Genomic DNA, 23877 nt, shown 5'->3' with positions numbered 1-23877 from the left:
TCAGAATTTGAAATTGTAGCTGAAAGAGGGCATTACCGGGAACAGTGAATAGCGCGTGAGAACATTGATACTTTGCCCGGGATTGTTTTTGTCCTCTTTGCGGTCAATGTTATAGAAAAAAGGATTTCTGCGGTTGTAGGCATTGTACAGACCAAATTCCCAAGTCCTTTCATGCCTTTTTTTCTTCTTATGAAACTGAATCGCAACGTCCATCCTGTGGTAGGGTTCTGCCCGGAATGAATTCTTTTTATCATATTCCGTAATCACATTTCCTGAACCCGAAGGGTAGCCCCAAAAACCAACCCGATACTCATTGGAGAAAGTAGAGAACTTTGATACGGGGAGTGTCAGGGCATTTCCCGTGCCGTAAACCCACGTTGCCGAAAGGGTAATGCGTTTGCTGAGTTCGTAAATCCCAACTACGGAAAGGTCATTGCGGCGGTCGTATCTGGGATAAAATGTTTCTCCGAAGTTCAGCTCGGGGAATTTCCATTTCGTCCACGAAAGCGTGTAACCTACCCAGCCTGATAGTTTTCCGGTTTTTTTCTGCAACATAAACTCTGCGCCGTATGACCAGCCCATGCCCGCCGTTACATTATCCTCCCAGTTGAGCTCGTTGGCGTTTTTTCCGTCCAGGCTGATAAAAGAAGAGCCTTCCTTGTAACTGATGATGTTGTTCATGGTCTTATAATAACCTTCGAGTGTTAGTGCGAGGCCCGGTTTTTCAAGATCTTTTGCTAACCCCAAAGCAACCTGGCTCGACTGCTGGGGTGCAACCCGGTCGGTGGTAGGTACCCAAAGATCTGTAGGTAGGCCGAAGCCCGTATTGCTCAAAAGATGTACATACTGGTTCATTTTCGCATAAGAAGCCTTTACGGAAAAGTCAGTAGCGAGTTTCAGCGCAACCGAAAGCCTTGGTTCAGGCCGGATATAGGTTTTTGTCTGCGTTTCAAACATGCTAAGCCGGAAACCTGCATTTACTTTCAGTGCGGTAAAGGGCTGCCAGGTGTCTTCCATGTAGGCGCCGGCCTCGATGGTCTGAATAGGGCGCGCTTGTACAGCAAGTTCATCTTCAAAAAAATCACCCTCAAGTCCCAGGGCAGAAGGAACAAAACGGTGAGAGGTGGCCTGCAATCCGAATTTGATGGTGTGCCTGGTGTTGGGATAAAAGTCGAAATCTGTTTTGAGACTGTAATCCCGGATCAGACTATTATATTTCAGACTGAACTGATCCACGGCTTTCCCATTGTCAAAATTTTGATCATTGGAAAAGATATTGAAATTAAAATGGCTGTAAATCAGTGAAGTATTGACAAACAGTTTTTTGTTGATCAAATGGTTCCAGCGTAAGGTAGCCGTAGCGTTTCCCCAGTTCAGGCCTGACCTGTTCTGGCTACTCATACTTTTTTCTCTGATACTGAATTTATCCTGACCAAAATATCCGCTGACATACAGCTTGTTTTTGGCGCCGAAATCATAGTTTACTTTTGCATTCAGATCGTAAAAAAAGTAGCCCAGCTTTACTTTGCTGCCAAATCCTGACTGCTGCTGGGCAATCAGCGGCGCCGCCAGGAAGTCTATGTAGGTACGGCGGGCTGATATCAGGAATGAAGCTTTTTTCTTGGCCAGCGGGCCTTCCAGCGTAAGTCGTGACGAAATAAGGCCGATCCCGCCTTCTCCATGCAGTTTTTCCTTACTGCCTTCTTTCATGTTCATTTCCACGACCGAAGAAAGCCGGCCACCATACCTGGCCGGAAAACCGCCCTTGGTTAGCTCCACGCTTTTGAGTGCATCGCTGTTAAAAACCGAGAAAAAGCCGAAAAGGTGGCTGGCATTGTACACGACCGCATCGTCGAGGATGATCAGGTTCTGGTCGGGACCGCCACCGCGGACATACAGGCCTGTCTGTCCTTCGGTACCCTTTTGTACCCCGGGCATCAGCTGCAAAACCCGGATCACATCTTTTTCCCCGAAGAAAGCCGGGATTTTCTTGATCTGGGCGATCGGTACTTCAATTTGGCTCATTTGCACCGATTCGCTGATTTTTTCGCTTTGCCTTTTACCGGAAATCACCACTTCGTCGAGCTGATTCGCTGATGAAAGTATGATATCAACCTGCCGGTCCGCCGCAGCCGCGATACTCAAAATCTTGGTTTCATATCCCACAAATGAATAAGAGATGTGAACAGAATCGGATTTCGGCAGGGTAAGAGAGTAAAAACCATACGTATTTGTAACCGTTCCGATCGTGGAATTCTGATGATAAACATTGACCCCGGGAAGCAACTCCATACTGCCTTGTTCCCTCACAAATCCACTAATGGTGATGGGCTGGGCAAAAGCCTGACATGAAAGACAAAGAAAAAACAGCAACGTGTAGAACGTTTTCAGCATACGCGAAGGATCGTGACGGTCAAGTTAAAAATTGTTAACGTATGGTTACAAAACAATGGTATGCTGCTCAGGAGAATTTATATAATTCATTGAAAATTAATAAATTACATGATCTCGCTGTTTGGGTTCTGAAACAATTCGATATGTAAAAGCCGCATCCTTATCCAGGAAACGGCTTTTACTGATATTGAACATGTGTTCGCTATTTTAATTTTTCACTGAAAAAATCAATTGTCCGTTTCCAGGCCAGTTCGGCCGCAGCTTTATCGTATCTTGGCGTGGTATCATTGTGGAAGCCGTGGTTTACATCCGGATACATGTAGGCTGTGAATTCTTTTTTGTTTGCCTTTAACGCCGCTTCGTACGCAGGCCAGCCCTCGTTTACACGTGTATCCAGTGCCGCATAATGTAAGAGCAAGGGGGCTTTTATTTTGGGAACGTCCTCAGTCACTGGCTGGCCGCCATAAAACGGAACTGCCGCAGCAAGATCAGGGATGCGGGTGGCCATCATGTTGGCGATCCCTCCGCCAAAGCAAAACCCGACCACACCTATTTTCCCATTGCAATCCTTGTGGTTTTTCAGATAATCGTAAGCTGCAATAAAGTCTTCCTGCATTTCATTTCTGTCCCGCTTGCTTTGTAATGTGCGTCCATCGTCGTCGTTGCCGGGATAGCCGCCCAGCGGAGTCAGAGCATCAGGAGCCAGCGAAATAAAACCTGCCAGAGCGGCTCTTCTTGCCACATCTTCAATGTGTGGGTTTAAGCCCCGGTTTTCATGGACAACTATGATCCCGCCCAGTTTGTTTTTGGAATTCGCCGGTTCGGAAAGCAGGGCTTTGATTGTTCCACCGCCCTTGAGGGAAGAATAACTGATATAATCAGATTTTAACCTCGGATCATTGGCCTGAATCTGGATCGCACCGTGATAGTCGGGCATCAGAAAGCTCATCAATGATGCAACGGTAATTCCTCCAACCGCATAGCCAGAGAGTTTTTGCATAAAATCCCGCCTTTCGAGCCGGTTATGGGCATAGTCGTCATAAAGGTCAAAAACCTCCTGACTGATATCTTCTTTTTTGATTTCGTTCATGTTGAGCTGGTTTGGAAACATTGGTAAATATGAAGAATTTATTGCTGAGTTGGTTTCTGATCGTCCGTTTTTCCGGAGGGGCCCAACTTGCTTTTTGGCAAAGTCTTGCTATCTAATTTTACGCGGCGTTCCAGTTTTTTGATATCCTCTTCGGCAGGAAGTTCTTCGGGTTTTATGCCGCTTTTCCCAAGCAGCTCACGGATATCACTGTTATTTTTTTCATGCTCGGACGAAATGTGCGTCTCTCCGCGGAGGTCGTTTTTATTGACGTTGAAATTGGTGATTTCTGTTGCCAGCTGCTTTGCTGATATTGTAATGGTCGGAAGGAAATCCGCCAGCGGGCGGTTTTCGGTAATACCGAGTTTCCGTTTCATAGCGCCTGTGTTGTTTCCGCCAAACAAAGCACTATCGCCTTTGCTTCTGATATTGGCGAAACCTTTGCTGTCAACCCCTCTTTCAAAAATGGTTTTGGACAGGATCGTTTCCGTAGCTGCCAGCTTTTCCCGCGCCTGAAGCCGCTCCATCATTTTGATCCGTTCTTCTAATAACTCCTGCTTCCGGGTCTGGATCGCGAAGTAGCTTTGGGCAAAAGCGATGGGCTCTTTTTTCGGGTCGCCATTCTGCGCAATCAGGTAGCAGGCGTATCTTGTGAGCATGATATCCTCTTGTTTTCGCTCTGCCCCAGAACCAATAGAGACCATTTTGTTGACGTCAACAAAATGGTCTGAGATGCTCTCAGACGTGTTTTTGCAACTTTCCTTGGCTTTTTCGATCGTTTTTAAAAAATTCCGCCATTCGGAATAACCGAGCAAATTCTGTAACTCACGGGCGAGCCAATACTCAACGCCATCCTGCTCATAGGCTGCTTCTTCGAAGGTTTTGCTTAGCTGGGTGATGAGGGCAGTTTCCATAGTAGTGTGCTTTGTTTTGAAGTTTGAAGGTGATTTTTTTCAAAGATAGGAGGCCAGACCTAATGAATAAAACCGCAGGAAAATTACTACCTGCCGATTAAAATTTCCCTGAACTAAAACATCAAACCAGAAGGCCGCAAAACAGCCTCTCTTATAGGCTGTCTGCGGCTTTTAGAATAGTCTTTTTTCTTAATGGGTCGATGAAAGTTTCATGAGTATCAGCCCCGCGACGATTAACACGCCGGCAAAGACCCTGGTGAAGGTCAGCTGCTCACCCAGAAATGCGATGCCCAGTACAAAAGCACCAACTGCCCCGATCCCCGTCCAGATGGTATAGGCGGTGCCCAGCGGCAGCGTGCGCATGGAGAATGCCAGGAGGCCAAAACTGAGGACCATCGCGACGAAAGTAATAATGGAAGGGTAGAGGCGGGTAAATCCCTCTGATTGTTTCATGGAGTAAGCCCAAACAACCTCCAGAAGACCGGCAATAACCAAATAGATCCAGGCCATAACTAATTAACTTAGATAATATAGCAGGCCGTCCCGATCGATTTCTCACCATGAGGGAGGTCGTCCTCCTGAATTGCCGCCGGATTGACGAAGCAATTTCCGGCAAAGTTAACCGATTTTCATTATTGAATAAAATCAAAAATATTTCTACGAAATTCATGAAGCCTTGGCAGACCGTCCGGGGAATTGATCGGTGAATTGAATTATCCTTTTTAAATTAAGCGGATAATCGTTCGTTGGATTTGTCCTCTGTATTGTATGATATTTTTGAAGTCGGTTTTCCTGAGATCAAAACATGCTGTTTTATACGGTCTGCTCATGGCCGTGCTGATTTTTGTTTTAAAATTTCTGCAATGGAAGTTCCTGATCGTGGATTATTTCCTCGATATCTATGTAGGCTTGATTGCGATTTTTTTCACAGTGCTGGGTATCTGGCTCGCTTTGCAACTCGCCAAACCGAGGATAGAAACTGTGGTGATAAAACGGGAGGCCGCTACACTTTTGCCGGATCATTTCTCGATCAACGAAGCCGAACTGAAAAAGCTCAACCTGACAGCCCGGGAACATGCGGTGCTGGAATTGCTGGCCAAAGGATATAGTAATACAGAGATTGCTTCTCACTTGTTTCTTTCACTCAGTACTGTTAAAACGCATGTTTCCAATGTATTTATGAAAATGGATGTGAAGAGTAGGGCACAGGCCATAGAGAAATCCAAAAGACTGAAAATTACACCCTGACCGAACCGGTACTTTGGTATGAAAACCGGCCCTGAAACTATTTTTGGTACTTTAGTATGAGTCCGGGAATATCCCGCCGGGTTACATTTGAGCCATCACTTTAACATTCAAAATATGAAACGTGTTGTCACCATTTTTGGATTGATCCTCGGAACGCTCCTTGGCGGTAATGGAATTTACATGGCCCGTCTCTGCTATACCAATCCCGACTTCCAGGGCAATGATGTGCTCGGTTATGCGGTGATGGTGGTGGTTTTTTCTTTCACATTTTTTGGTATTAAAAACTACCGTGACAAGGATCTGGGCGGCAATATCACCTTTGGGCAAGCATTTAAAACCGGAGCTTTGATCGCACTCGTAGGCTCAACGATATATGTTGTCGTGTGGTTGTTTTGCTACTATCTTTTCCTGCCAGATTTTATTGATCAATATTCGCTTCACGTTCTGAGAGAAGCTACGCGGGAAGGCGCCACGGCTGCTGAAATCGCGGATAAGACGAAAGAAATGGCGGATTTCAAAGAGATGTACAAGAACCCTTTATTCGTCGTGCTTATCACGTATGCAGAGGTACTTCCCGTCGGACTTATTGTAGCTTTGGTCAGTTCATTTATTCTGAAACGTAACTCGGGACTGGCGGTTAAAAACTGATACCGGGAGAAAAATAATCCGAAGCTCCGTAAAGATCGGAGTATCCTTCACTGAAAGATCTGGCACGGATAAAAACGGATTTGTCAAATTCCAGCGGGTTTTTGTAAATCTCGGAAGATGATGAAGGTTCGCTCCCGTCCGTAGTAAACCGCACTATAGCTCCCGGTGTATCGCAGCTCAGCGAGACAATGATTGTCGAAGATTGCCCCGAGCTTTTCGAAGCTATATTTGTGCCCAGCAATTTGTCGCCAATTACTTTCTTCCGCCATAAGAGCTGAATCCCGATTTTACGCATGTCAATTTCCCTGAATCCGGTTTTCACGGCGGGCGAGCTAGGCAGCAGGCTGAAATCGTGTTTTCGGATATTGAGGAATAACGGGTCCGAGATCAGGCTATGCCGGTCGAGGCCGGAGGCTTGCAGGGCTGAGATTTGCTTTTGTGCGTTTTTAGGGGATTTTCTGGAAAAATACAGATTGTTATCAATCAAGGCATCGGTCAGAGGCGAGTTTTTCCGGGCATAATAAAACCTGAAATCCGTACTGATGTCATCGTAAAAGATATTATTCTGAACCCTTGTGCCGGTATTGGGCCCCCTGCCGAAAATAACATAAGCCCATTCATCCCAGGATTCGCCGTTGCGGTTGAGTGGATAAATGTTGGCAAAAATGTTATTGATGTAACTGTTGTCGTGCTTGTGCTCAACTGCCCCGTAAACACATTTGTAAACGATGTTTTCCGAAAATAATGTTTGCTCCTGCAAATCGTCGGGACGCAGCGCCGTTTGCACGCCGGCACTGAAAATATCGTGGATAAAATTGCGTCTGATCACATTCCCCGTTCCTGCTCCCGACAAGTAAACAGCGTTTCCGTCGCCCATGGTTTCAACCACGCTGAAAATTTCATTGTCGCGGATCACATTGTTGCGGGCGTGCAGATATGGGTAAAATAAAGCCGTCAGTTCTGTTCCTTTGGCATAACCCGCCGCGATCTGTTCCTTATGGTTTTCACTGATTTCATTCCATCGCACAGCCCGGTAACCTTCCCCGTCCCGGGGCGAGCCATATTTGAAATCCCGGCTCCCGCTGACGGTCACGCCTATAAACGGAGTATGGTGGATCAGGTTGTTGGCAATGGTGTTTTCTCCGCTTTGCGCAATGTAAATCCCGAAACCAAACCAGTACTGCTGTCCGGTATGATGGATATTGTTGTTTTTGATCTCATTGAATTTGTTCACATCCTTTGTGCCCGGCCCATATCCGCATAACGCAATGCCGTGTTCGCCCACATAGCCGATGTTGTTTCCTTCGATGCGGTTGTTGCGGCAGTGCAAATCCAGCCGGATGCCTGCGGTTCCACCGTTTTTAAAATCACATCCTTCAACCACACAATTTTCGGCCCCGCGCACACGCACCATCGCATTCGCCTGGTCCACAGCCGACCAGTCGTGCTGAAAGCTCGGTTCGCTGTCGCGCCAGGTGTAACGGTCGTTGTTTTCAAAAACAAGATCTTTGAATATCAACCCTTTAACAGGATTGTCGGCAGACATTTCATCTGAAATAGTACCGGCTACGAGAAAGAGTTCTGTGCACAGCGGAGCTGATACGTTTTCCGGAGACTGGTCGTTTTCGGGCCAAATCCACAACCTTCCGGTCGAAGTGTCCAAAGCCCATTCACCGGGCGCATCAATGAAGCTCACGCTGTTTTCCAGCCAGCAGGTTTCGGTGATATGGTGCGCATCCAGCGACCATTTTGGCTGCGGGTCCAGGGGATAAGTCCCGCCGATGGTGGTTTTGACGGTGCGGGTACTGGTATCCACGCTTTCAACCGGCAATATGTTCATCGTCCAGGCAAAAGTGGGCCTGATCAGCACTTCGACGCCACCGTTTCCCGGCCAACAATACGTGGGAAAGCTTTCAGGTAAAATCAGTGTCTTGTTGCCGGAACCGGGTTTGTTCTGCACCGGCATAAATCCTTTCGAGCGGGCCCTGGGAAGTGCAATTCCATTTTGATATAACATTTTGAAATCCATACCTTTTCCTAATTCGGCATACCATAAATGGCCCGCAGCTTCTGCCGGTAAATGTTCCGGATCAGCAGAAGCTCTTTTCCAGCCGGTAATGGTTTTTGCTGCGGTTACCACGGGCTTTTCACCGGGATAAGAGGCATAGGTTATTTTGAAGCCGTTTTTGGCTCCGTCCTCCGGGCCGAATATGACTGTTTTACTCAAACGATATGTCCCAGCACGCAGGAACACGGTAATATCTTCCTGCTGACCGTTTGTGATTTCGCGGCGTACAGCCAGTTTTGCTTTTTCAATGGTAGCAAAAGGCTGCGATTTCGTGCCGGGGTGATTGTCGTTTCCGGAAGGTGAAACGTAAAATTCCGCGGCAGTCAGATCGAAGGTTATGGAAAGCAAAATCAACAGAATTGCAAAAACTCTCATCAGGGTTATTCTTTAATGAATTTATAAGTGGCAGTACCGGCGCCGTTTTTGTGCAACAGCATATAAATGCCGGGCTTCAAACCGGAAATGCCAAACTCGTAGGTATTTTGACCTTCCTTGTCGCTGACAGCCTTTTTTGAAACAGGTATGCCGTTTTTATTAAAAAGAATGATTTCGGCTGGATTGTTTTGGGTCGATTTGTATGCAAAATGAATGCTGCTCTTGGCCGGATTCGGATAAATGCTGGCTTCCCTGATGGTATGGAAACCTGCCGCGACAATATTTGTGAACGTTGTTTCACCCGCTTTGTCCACTCCCTTGATCCGGTAATAATTGTTGCCGCCCGGCGGATTTGAATCTGTAAAATCGTAAAAGGTCTCGTCCGCGGCGAAATCCTTGGCGTATACTTTTCCAATGGATTCAAGTTTTTTGGGATTGTTGCCGCGCATAACCTCAAAATAATCGTCGGTAGGCCCGGTAACTGTACCCCAGCTCAGTTTGGCATCTGTTTCTGATTTGCTGATTTTGAGCGGCAGAAATTTTACAGGCAGCGTAGCGGAGGAGGTCGTCAGTTCCAGTTTCACCAAAGCCCCGCCCCAGCCGTCTGTCGGAGAAGCGTCGCCAAACCTGATATAAATTTCATGGTTGTCATTCAGATAAGGTGTCAGGTCAAAGGTATGTGTGGCGAGGTTGGTACCGTCGTGCACGTCGGCGGGAGAGCGGGTTACCTCCGTCCAGTTGAAAGGGTCCTGCCCGGCCTGTACCAGGTAATTGTTATACATCGTCAGGTCCACGCTCACGCTTGTAACATTCGGGTCCAGGGAGAGTTTGTAGACAAAAAAGTTGTTCAGATCCGCAAACCTTGCGTGATTGGGAAAATCAAAAGATGAAAATCCATAGTCGTACAAATGCAGGGCCTCTCCCGCGGCGTCTTCGGTAGGCTCAATGGTGATCTCTGTAAAATCCTTGTATTGAATCCCTTCATCGTCTTTGTATTGTAAATAAAGATCGACCAGTTCCTCCGGCGTTACCACTTCAAAATGGGAAGGCAGGGTATTGAGCTGCGTAACAATGTCGTTGACGGCCATGCTTGACACGCTGACATTGAAAAATGCAGGTGTTGTACCTGAGTAATTTTTGATGTTGGAAAGCTCGGAAATATCATAGGTTTTCATAAAAGCTTTGCCGCAGGCGATCATATTGGCACTGGCATTATTGGCAACAGAAACATCGCCCACATTGTAACCCACAAGTATTCCCTTTGTATTTTTGAGATAACTATAAGGCAAAGCCTGCTTGAAATCCTGCCATAAAGTCCTCACTACCCGGCAGTCGGTATCGAGCATATACTGATCGCTTTGTTCCATGAAAGTTTGCCTGAATTCCTGGGGAAGCAGCGGAGCCGTGTAACCGACGCCGGAAACGGGTGTCACAAAATTGGAATTTTCAATATTATCGTAATAGTAGGCTGCTACGGTCGGGTTGAGCTCGTTGACCGTGCTCAGCATTTCCCAGCCCGTGGGATAGTCGGTACGCGAGGCATGATCGAAGTTTCCGGGGAATACCCTGTCGAGGAACGACATATTGTCTCCGTCCGTCCGGGTTATTGAAAGGTATACTTTCGCCGGGTCGAAAGTAAGGCTGCGGCGGGGCTGGACGGGAAGAGTTGCTAACGGCAAACCGGTACTCCAGCTCAGATTGAATGATTCATAAGTCACTGTCATGAATTTCCCGTTTTCCGTAATTTTCTGTACAAAACTTCCCTCATCCGATTGCAGATACCACACACCGATCACCGGTGAATTGGGCGGGGAGATGTCCAGAAAGGCCTGTTCCATCGCTTCGATAGCAGACGTTTTTGTACCACGGTAATTGTTATACGTAAATATTTTTTGTGAAATAATATAATCCAGCGTGCCCAGGCAAAAGTGAGAAAGATGATTGGTAATGTCGGTCCGCAGGTCGGGTGCCAGGTTGGTCATGGCCCAGGTATACAACCCCAGCCAGTCGGAGGCGAGGTTTCGGGAATCGGCAAGTATGGGCAAAGTAAGACCGTAATTGGTGATCAGTTCGTTTCGCTGGGCTTCGGTAAGGATCACGGCATTGTGCTTTGCGGCCAGCATGGTAGTAACATTGATCTTGGCCAGGTTATCATCGCTTACCTGAAAACCCGGCGGGTAAAATCCGCCAACAGGATATGTAAACACGGCAGGGTGATACAATACGCAGCCGCTGATATCCGCTGAGAAGTCGTCGATCAGACTGTAAATATTGATGTATTCGGTTTTGGTATAACCGGTCAGCTTATCTAGCCAGTATTGGGTAGAGGTGTAATTCACCGCCTCGACGATTCCGTTGCCAACCACGAAAATCCTCGGCTTGGTACGGTTCACATTTCCCTGCAACGACATTACCGTGAAAATTTCATGAAAGGTTTTTCCATTGATATTAATGTGGGAAATGGCGGAGTCCGGCGTGGCAGCTGCCCTGGGGAAAATAGTCTGGGCAGAGAGCTTCTGGTTGATCACGGCCAGCATTGCAGCCATGATCAACGATCGAAAAGGAAATTTCATGTTGGTATGTTTTAGGTGATATCAATACCCCGGGTTTTCCGGGCCGAGATTCGGGTTGTTGGCGATGCGGCCTGGGGTAATGGGCAGGTAGTAATGCTTGGCCTGGAAGCTGGACGGCGTGCCGGCCATGGCGTCAGGGTTTAGCTCAATTTTGAATTTGCCTGAGGTTACGTCATAAAAGGTGTAAATTCCTGTGAATTTGCGGGTTATAGCTTCTTCGGCAATTCTCCACCTGCGCAGGTCCCACCAGCGGTGGTTTTCAAAAGCCAGCTCGACTTTCCTTTCGTGGCGGATATTTTCGCGGGTGGCTGCGGCCAGGGCTTTAATTCCCGCCCGGCTGCGGAGCTGGTTGATCGCATCCAGGGCTTCGGCAGGTTTGTTCAGTTCGAAAGCCGCTTCCGCAAAATTCAGCAGGATTTCTCCGTAACGGAAAACGATGAAGTCAACCGATGTTTTGCCCTGGTCGACCGGTATCAGTTTGTCGTCCAGGTATTTTTTTACATTAAAACCTGTCATTTGCCCGCCTGCATATCCGCCTGCCGAAAACGACCTGCCCTGTGCGGAACGTCCTTCATAAAATCCGCTGGTGATTTTGGCTCCCGCCGGGGTAATGATGCCTCCCCAGTTTTCAATGGCTTCCCCTTTCCACATATCTCCTTCAAAGTAAATGGTCGCGAAAAAGCGCGGATCTTTTTTTGCAAAAAGTTCTGTGAGGTTCCAGGGTTTGCTGGTGGCCAGCGCTTTGTCCAATGTCCCCGGAGTACCGTCCACATTTTCAAAAGACTCCACCATTTCCAGATAAACAGAGGTATTGGAACCTCCCCAGCCCGGACAGAACTGGAATGGCGACATGAAAAGATCATAATTGCTACCGACATTCACGCCGGTGAGCTGTTTGGAAAAAATCACTTCACTATTGTTTTCATCCAAAAAAAGCTGGCGGAAGTTTTCAGATTTATTGTCGGGTAATTTATTGTAAAGAGAAAAAGCCTTCGATTCTATGATCTGTTTGGAAGCATCATAGGATGCCTGCCAGAAACGTTGCGCGTCTGCCGCTGGCACGCCTACCAGCCCGTCGATTTCCACTTTACCCCAGCTTGCAATACTGGCTGCAAACATGGCTGCACGGCTTTTCAGGGCCAGGGCCGCGTATTTGGTAGGATAACCGATTTCTGCGGCGGGGTAGGAGGCGGGGAGGTCTGCCACGATGCCATCCATTTCCGAAAGAATGAAGTCGTAGACTTCGGCTTCTTTGTTCCTTTTTACAAATAATTCTTCGTAACTGTCATCGATCTGCTGCGCCCGCGTGATCACGGGAATTCCTCCATACCTTTTTACCATATTAAAATAGATCAGTGCCCGTGCATAGCGGATCCTGGCAGAAAGCTGCTTTTTCGTCTGTTCCGGGACAGCGTTGGTACTGACGATCTTTTCCAGAAATTCATTGGTTTTGCGGATGGTTTCATAAGGCCAGAGTTCGAGCAGGCCGCCGTCTTTATCCAACAATCCGGCTTTCCATCTAAAAAACAGGGGATGCCAGTTTCTTCCCTGCCGGCCTTCATCCGCCAGGCCCGAAGTAGGGTCCACCTCTTCAAAACCCGATCCGTCGCGGACCAGAAAATCCATTTCCCCGTAAACCCGGTCGATGTATGCGTTAATGAGCACGGCGTCGTTCCAGACTTTATCTTCCGAAATGATATTGAGGGGGGCTTTGTCCAGGACCTGATCGCAGGATAATGCGAGGAAGGCTGCTGCAAGAATAAATACATGTCTGAACTTCATGATGTTGCGATTTTGAAATTACAATGTGAGGTTAATGCCAACGGAAACTGTTTTCTGGATCGGGTAGCTCCATCCTCTTGTCGCGTCCGGCGATTCGGGGTCGAGACCATATTTTTGCAATGGATTGATGGAGAATAAATTGGCGCCTGTCAACAATAGTCTGGCTTGTTCCACACCGATTTTTTTGATAAAACGCTGGTTCAAAGTATAGCCGAGCTGGACGTTTTTCAACCTTACATAAGACGCATTTTTATACCAGAAATCAGAGTTCCAGTTGTTGGTCACCTGACCCAGCGTCTGGCGCGGGATGATGGCGTTCCGGTCGTTGTTTTCCGGCGTCCATCTTTCTTCCCATATCACTTTATAAGGCGTTCTTACCCCGTCCAGGTTGATATTCCCGGCTTGCAGCTGCACATAATAATCAGCAGAACCCTGCGCCAGCGCGCTGAAATCGAAGTTTTTGTAACGCAAATTCAAATTGATCCCGTACATGATATGGGGCGTACCGCCGCTGCCAATGGTGGTTACATCACGCCAGTCGATGATGACGTCGTTGTTCAGGTCGCGGATCTTGATGTCGCCGGGGTGCAGGGTGGTATTGTCTTTTCCGTCCATATTGTAACCGAGGGAATTGATCTCTTCCGCTGACGTAAAAAGCCCGTCGGATTGGTAGGCATTGTACACGTCTGTCCATTGACCGGAGCGCTTTCTGAGCCTGATATCGTCGGGATCGGTATATTCCACCTCATCGAAATGCACCCAGCGTGAGCGGGAATAAGAGACATTTCCACTGATATCGTATTTGAACTCGCCGGCATTGCCTCTGTGTCCCAGCAGGATCTCGAACCCGCGTGCCCGCTGGCTGTTGATATTTTCACTCGGCAACGAAGCTCCGAAAGTATTTGGAAGTGAAGCTACACGCGTTCCCAGCATATTCTCACGCAGACGGCTGAAAAGGTCGATTTCTGTATAAATTTTTCCGTTAAATACAGATGCTTCCAGGCCGATATTGGAAAGCGTCATCGTTTCCCAGGTAATATTGGTATTGGCCAGTCCGGTGGTGGTGAGGCCGGGTACTTCCTTGCCACCTACTACATTAAATCCTGCAAACTGGAAGCCCGTAAGATATTGAAATGCACCGATATCGTCGAAGCCGGTCCGGCTCACGCCCCCGCGCAGTTTGAGGTTATCCATCCAGGTCACGTTATTCCTGAAAAATGCTTCTTCCGATATCCTCCATCCTGCCGATACACTCGGAAACAGGCCCCATCTTTTGCTTTTCGGAAAGTTGGGGGAGCCGTCGTAACGCATCGTTACTTCGGCCAGGTATTTGTCTTTGAAACCATAATTGAGCCTGCCCACAAAACTCGCCCTGCCGCTCACAGCCGCACTTCCGTTGGCCTGCTGGTTGAGGGTACCGCCCGCAAAAAGCTGATCGATGGAGCTGGTAATGTAGTTTTCCCGGTAGGCGGAGAAGTTTTTGGTATTGTAATCAATGGCTTCAAAAAGCAGTAAGCCGCTGAAAGTATGCGCATTCCGGAATGTACGTTCATAGTTCGCCGAAAGCTGGCCGGTAAAAATCTGATTAGTATAGTACGACTGGTTCAGTGAAGTCGGGGATGACTTTCCGTACAACGAATATTTGTCAGCAGTGTAATCATAGTCCCATATATCGTTTTGTTTTGTCCATCTTTTTTGTTCCTCCTGGATCTGGAAGTAATTCATTCTCAGTCTAAAACTTAGTCCCTGTACCGCTTTTACATCGTAGTTCAGCCTGGCCGAGCCATTGATAGTGGTTTTGAAAACCTTATGGTATCCGCCCAGATCTTCATGTGTATTGATGATCGCGTTGAACGGGCCCGGGCTGATATGCGGTACCTTGGTTGGATCAGGGAAAGAAGAGGGGGAAGTGGGGGTACTGTCGAAGAAATCCATCCAGAACCATTCCTCGGAAGCCGGGCGGTTGGATTGTCTGGTGTTTTCGCGTATGCCGGAAAGGTCAAGAGAAAGTGTGAGTTGCTTGGTAAGGTTTACATCCACATTGGAACGCACATTGAAGCGTTTGTACCCGGTATTGTCACCTTTGAACATTCCGTCCTGGTTCACAAAACCCAGAAAAGTATAGTATTTCACTTTTTCATTGCCGCCGCTGACGGTCATATTGTATTGTTGCTGGGGCGCCTGCTTGCGCATGATCTCGTTAAACCAATTGGTATTAGGGTACTGCGGATCGTTGCCTGCATAAAACTTGGCAATATCGGCCTCGGAGTACTTGGTTGCATTTTCCGGAATTCCCGAATTGAGCTGAATTTCCCGGTACAAGGTTGCATACTGGCCTGCGTTCACGGGCTCTGGAAAATTGGTATAGGATTGGTTGGTGAGCGTAGTGTTCAATGAAATCTTTGGTTTCCCGGTCGTCCCTCTTTTGGTGGTGACCAGGACTACGCCATTTCCTGCCCGGGCTCCGTAGATCGCTGCCGAAGCATCTTTGAGAATGGAAATCGATTCAACTTCATTGGGGTCGATATTATTGAAAGGCTGCTCGGTACCATCAACGATGATGAGTGCACGTCCAAAATTCCGGATATTGATATTGGCCTGGTCATAACCCGGCTGCCCGCTGGTTTGCTTGGACACGAGGCCTGGCAGACGGCCAGCCAGAGCATTGGCAAGGCTTGCGGCCGGCGATTTTACCAGATCCTGATTTTTAACCGTCGCAATCGACCCTGTGACGCTGGCTTTTTTCTGGCTTCCGTAGCCTACCACTACTACTTCTTCCAGCGCTTTGTTGTCGGCGAGCAATGTAATGTTCAGGACACTCTGGCTTTTCGGACCGATTTCCTGGTGCAGATAACCTACATAAGAGAATACAAGAATACTGTACTCATCTGGGATTTCCAGGCTGTATTTCCCTTCCGAATCGGTAATGGTACCGGTCTGGGTTCCCTTTACTACCACGCTTACTCCCGGCAGCGGTTCGTTTTTTTCATCGTTTACAGTTCCGGAAACGGTTTGCACGGCAGCTCCCTGTTTTGTTTCCCTTACAGGCAGTACCTTGCTTTCTTCATTCGAAGGCAAAGAGGTATTGTCTTTTTTAGAATCTTCTTTCGGCTTTGTCTCCGGTGTTTTATGCTCAGCGACAATTACATAAGACCCGCTTTTTTGCTGGGAAAATTGCAAACCGGCACCGGGCAGGATGCGGGTAAGGTTGGCTTCCAGCTTGTCGTCCCATTTAATCGCCGAGGCCGCAACCGTTCTGTTTTTTACGGCCCGGTCGGCAAACATGATATCTACTTTGTAATGGTCTTTGAACTTCCTGAGAACGTCGGAGAGTTTCATCACAGCCGACGGGTTCTCTTTTCTTACTTCGGGCACCGGTTGCATGGCCAGTGTCTGGGCGGGACAACCGGGCATAAAAAGGACGACCGATAAAAGTGTAAACAGAATTTTTTTCATTTGAAAGCAGGTTTAGGAATATGCTTGATGCGTTTATGGCGGGGGTTATTCGGGTTTTGTTTCTGCTGAAAAGATCACCTTTTTGCCTTTGATTTTGTACCGGATATCCAGTATCCGGCATATTGAATTGATAAGTTCATATTGGTCCTGGGCCTTGAAAGAGCCCGAAATGGTCAGTGCTGCTATTTCCGGGGAAGCGATTTCGACGCTGAGACTGTAGTTGTTTTCAAGCAGGCGGGCAATGTCGGTCAGTGAAGTTTCGTCAAAAACGAAGCGGGATTCTTTCCAGGCAGCATACTGGGCAGGCTCTTTCAAACGGTTATGTTCTACATGGCCTTTTTTACTGAGGGTAACCATATCACCCGGTGCCATGATGAGGTCCTCCCTTTTTAACCCGGTCTGATGCTGTACCTGCACTTTGCCTTTATTCAGGGAAATTTCCGTTTTATCAGGCCGGCTGTACACCGTAAACTGGGTCCCCAGCACGATCACATCTACATGGTCGCGTGTTTTCACAATGAAACTTTCACCATTGGTTTTGTGGGTTACCGAAAATTCAGCTTCTCCTGTCAGATATACCTCCCTCGCGGCATTGCTTCCAAACCCCCACCTCGGCACCGTCAGTTCAGAATTGGCATTCAGGCTAACGCTGCTTCCGTCTTCAAGCGTCCAGGTTTGGATCTCGCCGGGTCCGGTCGACAGGTTTTTGTACAGCAATTGATTTTGAAAAAACCATCCGAGAAAGCCCAAAACAGCAACAACCCAAGCCGCGGCGAGCCAGAGCTGCCGTTTGTTGTTTACAAATGCGCGGGTAACTAATACAGTTTCCGGGTTTCCGGTTTGTGCTTTTTTATCCCGTTCCCTGAACGCTTCGATGCCTTTCTGTAAATCGACATGATATTGCGGGCGGGACAATTCCCATTCCATCAGGTATTTGTAAAACAATTCTGCATTTTCCGGTTTTTTGACCCACTCATCAATGAGCCGTCGCTGTCGTGCCGACACGCTCCCGTTAAAGTGGTCAAACAATAGTTCTCTTGTGATATTGGTATTCATATATAAGTTGTTGGGAAAACAGACAAGTTTTTGGTGAAGACTTATGCTGTTAGTCAGTATTTTACAGGATCGTCAGAGCTATCAGAATTGAAATAAACCATTTGTTGCGGATCAGCGCCCGGACGGTATTGCGGGCACGGTACACCTGTACCTCTGCGGTACGGGCGGATATGGACAATTCGAGCGCGATTTCCTTTACCGATTTTCCTTCAAAATGAAAGAGCAGGTAAATACTCCTCTGCCTGAGCGGCAGCGTAGCGATCGCCTTTTCTACATCCTGGTACAGTTCTTCATATTGGGTAATGTTGTCCGGTTGCTGGGATTCGCTGCTCGTCAGGTCGAAACTGTCCTCCATCGGTATTTTCTTCGCCGATTCCCATTTGAGGTAATTGTATCCCTGGTTGCGGACGGTCCGGAAAAGGTAGGCGCGATAGGAAGTGGTTACGCGCTCGAATATCCGGCCGGAATAGAACCGGTAGAAAATATCGGAAACGATATCTTCCGCAATTTCCCGGGACCCGACGAACTTGATCGCGTGTGTGCACAATGCGGAGTAGTAGCGGCTGTACAACAACTCAACGCCAACCTTGGGATCGCTTCGAAGCGCAGACCGGATGAAAAACTCGTCATCCTGAAATTCTGCCATCCCGGAGCCCCCGCTATCCTCTACAGGTTCCATCGGACGGGACAAAATGGGGTCTTCTTGCCGGGAAGTAATCGCCTTTGAATTCATGCATCAAATAAGGACAATAATTTATTGGTATTGTTATTTAACAATCTTGCCAACAAGACAAGTGGGCAGGGGTATACTACTTACTCGCAAATTCAAATTTTTGAAATATTTCCCGAAAACTTTGCAATGAATGTTAATTGAGTGACTAGGTCTGCCGGACAAGGACGACTGAATACATTCCCGGAACTTCAGAAAATTGAATTTTGCTTGGCTATTTTTATATTTACAGAGAAATTTGAAAAACACACACTACTGTCTTATGAAAAGGAAGCTACTGCATGACAGCGTGCTGGCCGAGCATATCAGACTGAGCGATATGGCTTCTTTCACGGAGGTTTACAACTCCTGCCACACCTACCTTTATTATTTTTCGCTGCGTTTTCTGAAATCACCCGAACTGGCGGAGGAGGCAGTGCATGATGTATTTTTGAAATTGTGGGAGAACCGGGGCCAGCTCAATGTAGAATTGTCTCTGAAGGGGTATCTGATCAAAATCTGTAGAAATCACATCCTGAATATGCTCAGTCGTGCAACACGGGAAAGAGCTGTGATGGCGGAGATTTTCCGGGCTTCTTCGGCCGGGCACAATGAAACCGAAGATGCAATTCTATCGGCCGACTATGAGGCGCAGGCCGATGCGGTAATTTCCATGCTGGCTCCCCAGCGGCAGAAAATCTTCCGAATGTACCGGTTTAATGAAATGGACCTGGATGAGATTGCCCATGCACTGGGTATTTCCAAGGGTACTGTCAAAGACCATATTCTTAAAGCCAACCGTTTTATCCGAAAATACCTGCAGGCACACACTGGCATTCCTATGGATGTCTATCTCGTGCTGACGCTTTTCTCGATTGATATTTGAATTAAGGCTGATTTTTAGTCAAAAACTCTTCGTTCCGATTTCCTGTAAAAATATTTTCAGTGTGAGCATGCCTGTTCGCAGGTGTGTTTGTATTAGCAATATAATCCTGGAACGATGAATAACAACGAAGACTACATTCGCCAGCTGCTCTCGAAGTATATTTCGGGTCAATGCGTTGAAAATGAGCTGGAAACACTATTTGTACATCTGGCAGTACCGACTGGTAAAGTGGTTCTGGCCGATGTGCTCGAACATGAATCCGAGTCGGTATTTGAGACGGAGGGCGTACTTGATCCGGCTCAGTCTGACCGGATTTTGGCGAAAATACGTGAAAGTATAGAAGCAGGGGACAGATTTGAGACCAGAATTGTACCGTTGCTGAAAAGGGCATTTTTGTGGAAAGTGGCAGTGTCTGTGGTGTTATTTCTGTTTGCTGGATTCGGCTACAGGTATTTCAGGCAAAGCGAGCGGATTGTCGTTAAAACCGGCGAAAGCCAGAAAAGGAGCCTTTTCCTGCCGGACGGGTCAAGAGTAATCCTGAACTTTAATTCTACACTTACTTATGACAAAAGCTGGTCTGTCCGGGAGGACAGGGAGGTTACGCTCGAAGGAGAGGCATTTTTCGACGTCGTTCATGACAAAAATCATCCGTTTTATGTAAAGACAGGAAGGATGGAAATTAAAGTACTCGGAACTGCTTTCAATGTGAAGTCGGATAAAATGAACAACATTTTTGAGGCGACGCTCATCCGTGGCAAGGTTGCGATCAAGGACCTCGAAGCTCCCGGTGCCGCAGCCACGGTACTGACACCTAACGAACAGGCGGTTTTTAGCAAGGAGCACAAAAAAATACAAACCGCCAGCGTTGCGCCCGATGAAAGCAGCTACTGGAAAAAAGGGAAATTGGTATTTGAAGATGAGCCGGTTGGAGTTATCGTAAGGGAACTGGAAAAGTGGTACAGGGTAAAAATCGAGCTTGAAGAAGCCTCTGAGAATTGCCTTTTCAATCTTAATGTGGACCAAGAAACATTGCCCGAAGTACTGGCATTGTTTGAATCAGTTACAGGCGTAGCGTCTATAGTAACCGGGAAAAATGTGCTGATCAAAGGAAAATTATGCGATGAAATACACACTAAACTACCATAGCCTATCGAAAACAACCTCCATATCTACCAGCGTAAAGGGTGCGGGACCGCATACCGGAGCCAGTCAAAATTGTCGTATCATTTAACCTTCAGAAAGTATGCAAAGTGCTTTAACACTATTCAGTAGCATCTTTATATTGCTGCTCCACCTGATGCCTTTTCAGGCTCACGCTTCCGTTGACGAGATAAAGATTTCGCTGCATCTCAAAGAAAAGAACCTCAGGCAGGTGCTGCACGAAATCGAGCATCAGAGTAACCTCAGCTTTTTTTACAGTTCCAATCAGGTAGATACGCGCCGGAAAGTCAGCATAGACCTCAATGGCTCGCTGGACGATGCGCTCAATCAGCTTTTCAAGGGAACCAGTATTACGTGGCAGATTAATGGAAAACATATTCTGCTAAAAAAGAAGACCGAGTCAAAAATACAGACGTATAACACCGATCGTTTGTTTTCAGATATTGTCCTGGCCGGACAGGGATCTTTGGTATCCCAGGGAATAGCCCGCCGGGTGCTGGAAGTAAAAGGTCTCATCCGCGATACCGGCAATGAACCGCTGGCAGGTGTGAGCGTGATTGTCAAAGGCTCGCAAAGTGGTGTTATCTCTGATCAGGAAGGCAGGTTTTCCATCGAAGTGCCGGATGCCTCTGCTGTTTTGATTTTCTCTTTTGTTGGGTATGTGCCGCAGGAAATCCAAGTGGGTAATTTGAGCAGCATCAACGTTACGATGCAGGCCGACACCAGGATGCTCGGGGAGGTTATCGTGGTGGGTTATGGAACTGTTAAAAAAGAAAACCTGACGAGCTCGGTGTCTAAAATCGGTGCTGAATCCATTCAGGGAAGGCCTATCCCGACTTTAAGTGACGCATTCGCCGGGCAGCTTGCCGGGGTAAGGGCACAAAGCGTGTCGGGTATTCCGGGACAGGAACTTCAGATCAGAATAAGAGGTGTGAATACGATCAACGGAAACAGCAATCCATTGTATGTCATTGACGGTGTTCCGAGAGAAGATATGGGTGATATCAATCCTGCCGATGTAGCCTCGGTTCAGATCCTGAAAGATGCCTCCGCGACCGCGATTTATGGAGCCAGGGGAGCAAACGGCGTAGTACTCATTGAAACAAAGCAGGGAACGGGAAAGCCTGCTGTTACTTTCGACGCATTTTACGGCATCCAGGATCCGGAAAAGTTTGTAGGTATGATGAATAAGAATGAGTGGCTGGCATACAATATCTGGGACAGGAATGAAACCTGGCTGCGGCAAGGCGGGTCTATGAAAGACCCGATGTCCTCGCGTCCGGCCAATTTGCAGATCCCCGACGCCTGGCTCGATCCAAACATCAAAGGCACTGACTGGCAGCGCGCGATCATGGAAAAAGCCCCGATCCAGAGCTATCAGGTGTCTGTTTCGGCGAAGAACGATATCGGCAGTATCTATATGTCCGGTGGCTATTTTGATCAGGACGGGATTATTTTGAATACATATTACCGGCGAATGAACTACCGCTTCAACGGAACATTGAATGTGACCAACCGCTTCAAAATCGGTATGAACCTGTCGCCATCTTTTTCGGTGCAGGACGACCGGGATACGCAGGGTAAAGAAACGGTGATCCACCACGCATTGGCTCAGTCGCCGCTTGTAGGATTAAATCAGGCCACGCGTGACTGGGGTTACCCGGTAGGAATAGGGCAGGCATTTCCGAACCCGGTCGAACGTTTGAAACACACGACGGACAAAACCAATAAAGCCAAATTTACATCCGTGGTATATGGCCAATATGAGATCATTCCCGGTCTGACGTTCAAATCACAGTTTGGCTACAATTTCAACCAGAACCAGTACGAATATTTTCAGCCGGGTAATCTTGGCTTTAATAACGGCTACTTGCCGCTGGGAAACAGTTATTCGCAAACCACCAAAGATTGGTCGATACAGAACACATTATCCTATGATAAAACAGCCGGAGACCATTCTTTTAATTTGCTCGCCGGGCAGAGTGCGGAAAGCCGGGAGTATTTTCAGATCCAGGCCACAGCAAGCGGTTGGCCTAATGATATCATCGAAACGCTGAATGTTGCCACCACAGCTACGAAGGCCTCGACAGATAAAAATGCTTCGCGCATCGCTTCTATATTTGGCCGGGTTGGTTACAGTTTCCGCGACCGGTATCTGCTGAATGCCACCATTCGCCGCGATGGTTCTTCACGCTTCGGAAAAAATCATAAATGGGGCGTGTTCCCTGCTGTATCAGCGGGTTGGAAGGTTAATGAAGAAAGCTTCCTGAAAGGTGCCACCTGGCTTTCGTTGCTCAAAATCCGTGCGGCGTGGGGTGTTTCCGGTAACGACAGGATCGGTAATTATGATTACATAGCCAAAATGGGCATCAACAACACCAGTTGGGGTGATGCTGTCGTGCCGGGATTGGTACCTTCCAACATTCAGAATCCTGATCTGAGATGGGAGTCTACCACAACCAAAGATTTTGGGTTGGATTTTTCAGCGTTCAATAACCGCTTGCAGGTTAATCTTGACTACTATATCAATAAAACGGATAATCTGCTTTTCAGTCTCCCCATCCCCAATACGTCCGGTTTCGGAAGCAGGAGAAGTAACATTGGATCTATTCAGAACAAGGGCTGGGAGGTGGATCTGACGACGGTAAACACAGCCGGGGCCGTACGCTGGACGTCTTCCCTTAATTTATCCGCCAATAAAAATAAGGTACTCGACATGGGTAGCATCAAACAAACCATCAGCAGTAACTGGGATGCGCAGTTTATCACCAAGGTGGGCGGGCCGGTTTCGCAGTTCTACGCTTACCGGACCAATGGATTGCTCATGGCCGGCGATTTTGCCGACGGAAAGGCTACTGTGCCTACGCTGGCGGGCCAGGAGATCGGTAATGTTAAATATATAGATCAGAATGGGGATGGAAAGATCAACACCCAGGATCTTGTTCCGTACGGCAATAATCTTCCGGACCTTATTTATGGTATTACGAATCGTGTGAAATGGAAAAATTTTGAACTGAGCATATTGCTTCAGGGCCAGCTTGGCGGGGATGTACTTTTCCTCGGGCAGCGTTCACTTGACAACGGCGGTACCAATGTCAATGTATTTTCGAAATGGGTACACGCCTGGAAACCGAATTATGAGGAAAAATACGGCCCCGGTGAAAACCCGATTCCCGAATATCTGGGGGTGGACATGTCGTGGGACGGAACGACTCCGTACACGAAAGGGACCAAATCAGATGTAAACAGCGATTTCAGGATATTCGATGCAACATTTTTCCGTGTCCGGAATATTGCATTAGGTTATAGCCTGCCCGGCAAAGCCGGAGGACGCAGTTTGTTCAGAGGAGCGCGGCTTTATGTTTCAGTCGATAATCTCAAAACATTCGATAACTATCCCGGTGTGACACCGGAGACGAACAGTTTCGGGAATTCGAATACGCAGGTGGGCGTCGATTACAGCACTTATCCGCTGTCCAAAAAATACACTTTCGGGATCAATCTTACATTCTAAGCCATC

General features: G+C 47.6%; 15 protein-coding genes. 5 read left to right on the top strand and 10 right to left on the bottom strand.

The annotated features are described in order from the left end of the window. The 4 genes from FBF61_RS08980 to sugE form a co-directional block, all read right to left on the bottom strand. Nucleotides 1-2394 (bottom strand): TonB-dependent receptor, encoded by a 2394-nt coding sequence (locus FBF61_RS08980; RefSeq protein WP_138476859.1) that lies wholly within the window; start codon nt 2392-2394, stop codon nt 1-3. 202 nt (nt 2395-2596) lie between these two features. After that, entirely contained in the window at nt 2597-3484 is an 888-nt protein-coding gene (locus tag FBF61_RS08975) for a dienelactone hydrolase family protein (RefSeq protein ID WP_138476858.1), read from the bottom strand. Between the two features lie 38 nt (nt 3485-3522). Next, on the bottom strand, nt 3523-4395 hold the full coding sequence (gene dinD, locus FBF61_RS08970; RefSeq protein ID WP_138476857.1) for a DNA damage-inducible protein D: 873 nt from the start codon (nt 4393-4395) through the stop codon (nt 3523-3525). A 189-nt stretch (nt 4396-4584) separates the two neighbouring features. Then, nucleotides 4585-4905, bottom strand: coding sequence for a quaternary ammonium compound efflux SMR transporter SugE (gene sugE / locus FBF61_RS08965; protein WP_138476856.1), 321 nt, complete (start codon nt 4903-4905; stop codon nt 4585-4587). A 258-nt stretch (nt 4906-5163) separates the two neighbouring features. Here sugE and FBF61_RS08960 point away from each other — a divergent pair, with 258 nt between their 5' ends. Continuing rightward, on the top strand, nt 5164-5643 hold the full coding sequence (locus FBF61_RS08960) for a helix-turn-helix transcriptional regulator (protein ID WP_229214972.1): 480 nt from the start codon (nt 5164-5166) through the stop codon (nt 5641-5643). 114 nt (nt 5644-5757) lie between these two features. After that, nucleotides 5758-6291 (top strand): DUF4199 domain-containing protein, encoded by a 534-nt coding sequence (locus tag FBF61_RS08955; protein WP_138476855.1) that lies wholly within the window; start codon nt 5758-5760, stop codon nt 6289-6291. Here the strand turns inward: FBF61_RS08955 and FBF61_RS08950 are convergent. From FBF61_RS08950 to FBF61_RS08925, 6 genes are all read right to left on the bottom strand, one after another. Next, a complete protein-coding gene (locus FBF61_RS08950) occupies nt 6281-8734 on the bottom strand; it encodes a chitobiase/beta-hexosaminidase C-terminal domain-containing protein (protein ID WP_138476854.1) in 2454 nt (817 codons plus the stop codon). The genes FBF61_RS08955 and FBF61_RS08950 overlap by 11 nt on opposite strands. Nucleotides 8735-8739: 5 nt before the next feature. After that, complete coding sequence (locus FBF61_RS08945; protein WP_138476853.1) at nt 8740-11307, bottom strand: T9SS type A sorting domain-containing protein; 2568 nt, start codon at nt 11305-11307, stop codon at nt 8740-8742. 21 nt (nt 11308-11328) lie between these two features. After that, entirely contained in the window at nt 11329-13089 is a 1761-nt protein-coding gene (locus FBF61_RS08940) for a RagB/SusD family nutrient uptake outer membrane protein (RefSeq protein ID WP_138476852.1), read from the bottom strand. A gap of 18 nt (nt 13090-13107) precedes the next feature. Continuing rightward, the gene (locus FBF61_RS08935; RefSeq protein ID WP_138476851.1) at nt 13108-16545 is read right to left on the bottom strand and encodes a SusC/RagA family TonB-linked outer membrane protein; all 3438 of its coding nucleotides are present in this window, start codon (nt 16543-16545) and stop codon (nt 13108-13110) included. 45 nt (nt 16546-16590) lie between these two features. Continuing rightward, nucleotides 16591-17601 (bottom strand): FecR family protein, encoded by a 1011-nt coding sequence (locus FBF61_RS08930; RefSeq protein ID WP_138476850.1) that lies wholly within the window; start codon nt 17599-17601, stop codon nt 16591-16593. A 61-nt stretch (nt 17602-17662) separates the two neighbouring features. After that, nucleotides 17663-18334, bottom strand: a complete 672-nt coding sequence (locus FBF61_RS08925; protein ID WP_138476849.1) for an RNA polymerase sigma factor — start codon at nt 18332-18334, stop codon at nt 17663-17665. Nucleotides 18335-18593: 259 nt separating this feature from the next. On the opposite strand from FBF61_RS08925, the gene FBF61_RS08920 reads away from it, so the two are divergent. From FBF61_RS08920 to FBF61_RS08910, 3 genes are all read left to right on the top strand, one after another. Further along, nucleotides 18594-19196, top strand: a complete 603-nt coding sequence (locus FBF61_RS08920) for an RNA polymerase sigma factor (protein WP_138476848.1) — start codon at nt 18594-18596, stop codon at nt 19194-19196. A gap of 114 nt (nt 19197-19310) precedes the next feature. After that, a complete protein-coding gene (locus tag FBF61_RS08915; RefSeq protein WP_138476847.1) occupies nt 19311-20342 on the top strand; it encodes a FecR family protein in 1032 nt (343 codons plus the stop codon). A gap of 97 nt (nt 20343-20439) precedes the next feature. Then, nucleotides 20440-23871, top strand: coding sequence for a TonB-dependent receptor (locus FBF61_RS08910; protein ID WP_138476846.1), 3432 nt, complete (start codon nt 20440-20442; stop codon nt 23869-23871). Nucleotides 23872-23877 lie beyond the last annotated feature (6 nt).

The organism is Dyadobacter bucti, assembly GCF_005869225.1.
Taxonomy (GTDB): domain Bacteria; phylum Bacteroidota; class Bacteroidia; order Cytophagales; family Spirosomataceae; genus Dyadobacter; species Dyadobacter bucti.
Note: the sequence above shows the minus strand (reverse complement) of the source record. Positions and strands in the feature narration are given on the sequence as shown.

Coding starts and splice junctions, on each gene's coding strand:
- FBF61_RS08930 (WP_138476850.1), bottom strand. CDS start 17,601: ATGAATACCAATATCACAAGAGAACTATTGTTTGACCACTTTAACGGG.
- FBF61_RS08940 (WP_138476852.1), bottom strand. CDS start 13,089: ATGAAGTTCAGACATGTATTTATTCTTGCAGCAGCCTTCCTCGCATTA.
- FBF61_RS08950 (WP_138476854.1), bottom strand. CDS start 8,734: ATGAGAGTTTTTGCAATTCTGTTGATTTTGCTTTCCATAACCTTCGAT.
- FBF61_RS08960 (WP_229214972.1), top strand. CDS start 5,164: ATGATATTTTTGAAGTCGGTTTTCCTGAGATCAAAACATGCTGTTTTA.
- FBF61_RS08915 (WP_138476847.1), top strand. CDS start 19,311: ATGAATAACAACGAAGACTACATTCGCCAGCTGCTCTCGAAGTATATT.
- sugE (WP_138476856.1), bottom strand. CDS start 4,905: ATGGCCTGGATCTATTTGGTTATTGCCGGTCTTCTGGAGGTTGTTTGG.
- FBF61_RS08980 (WP_138476859.1), bottom strand. CDS start 2,394: ATGCTGAAAACGTTCTACACGTTGCTGTTTTTTCTTTGTCTTTCATGT.
- FBF61_RS08975 (WP_138476858.1), bottom strand. CDS start 3,484: ATGAACGAAATCAAAAAAGAAGATATCAGTCAGGAGGTTTTTGACCTT.
- FBF61_RS08955 (WP_138476855.1), top strand. CDS start 5,758: ATGAAACGTGTTGTCACCATTTTTGGATTGATCCTCGGAACGCTCCTT.
- dinD (WP_138476857.1), bottom strand. CDS start 4,395: ATGGAAACTGCCCTCATCACCCAGCTAAGCAAAACCTTCGAAGAAGCA.
- FBF61_RS08910 (WP_138476846.1), top strand. CDS start 20,440: ATGCAAAGTGCTTTAACACTATTCAGTAGCATCTTTATATTGCTGCTC.
- FBF61_RS08925 (WP_138476849.1), bottom strand. CDS start 18,334: ATGAATTCAAAGGCGATTACTTCCCGGCAAGAAGACCCCATTTTGTCC.
- FBF61_RS08935 (WP_138476851.1), bottom strand. CDS start 16,545: ATGAAAAAAATTCTGTTTACACTTTTATCGGTCGTCCTTTTTATGCCC.
- FBF61_RS08920 (WP_138476848.1), top strand. CDS start 18,594: ATGAAAAGGAAGCTACTGCATGACAGCGTGCTGGCCGAGCATATCAGA.
- FBF61_RS08945 (WP_138476853.1), bottom strand. CDS start 11,307: ATGAAATTTCCTTTTCGATCGTTGATCATGGCTGCAATGCTGGCCGTG.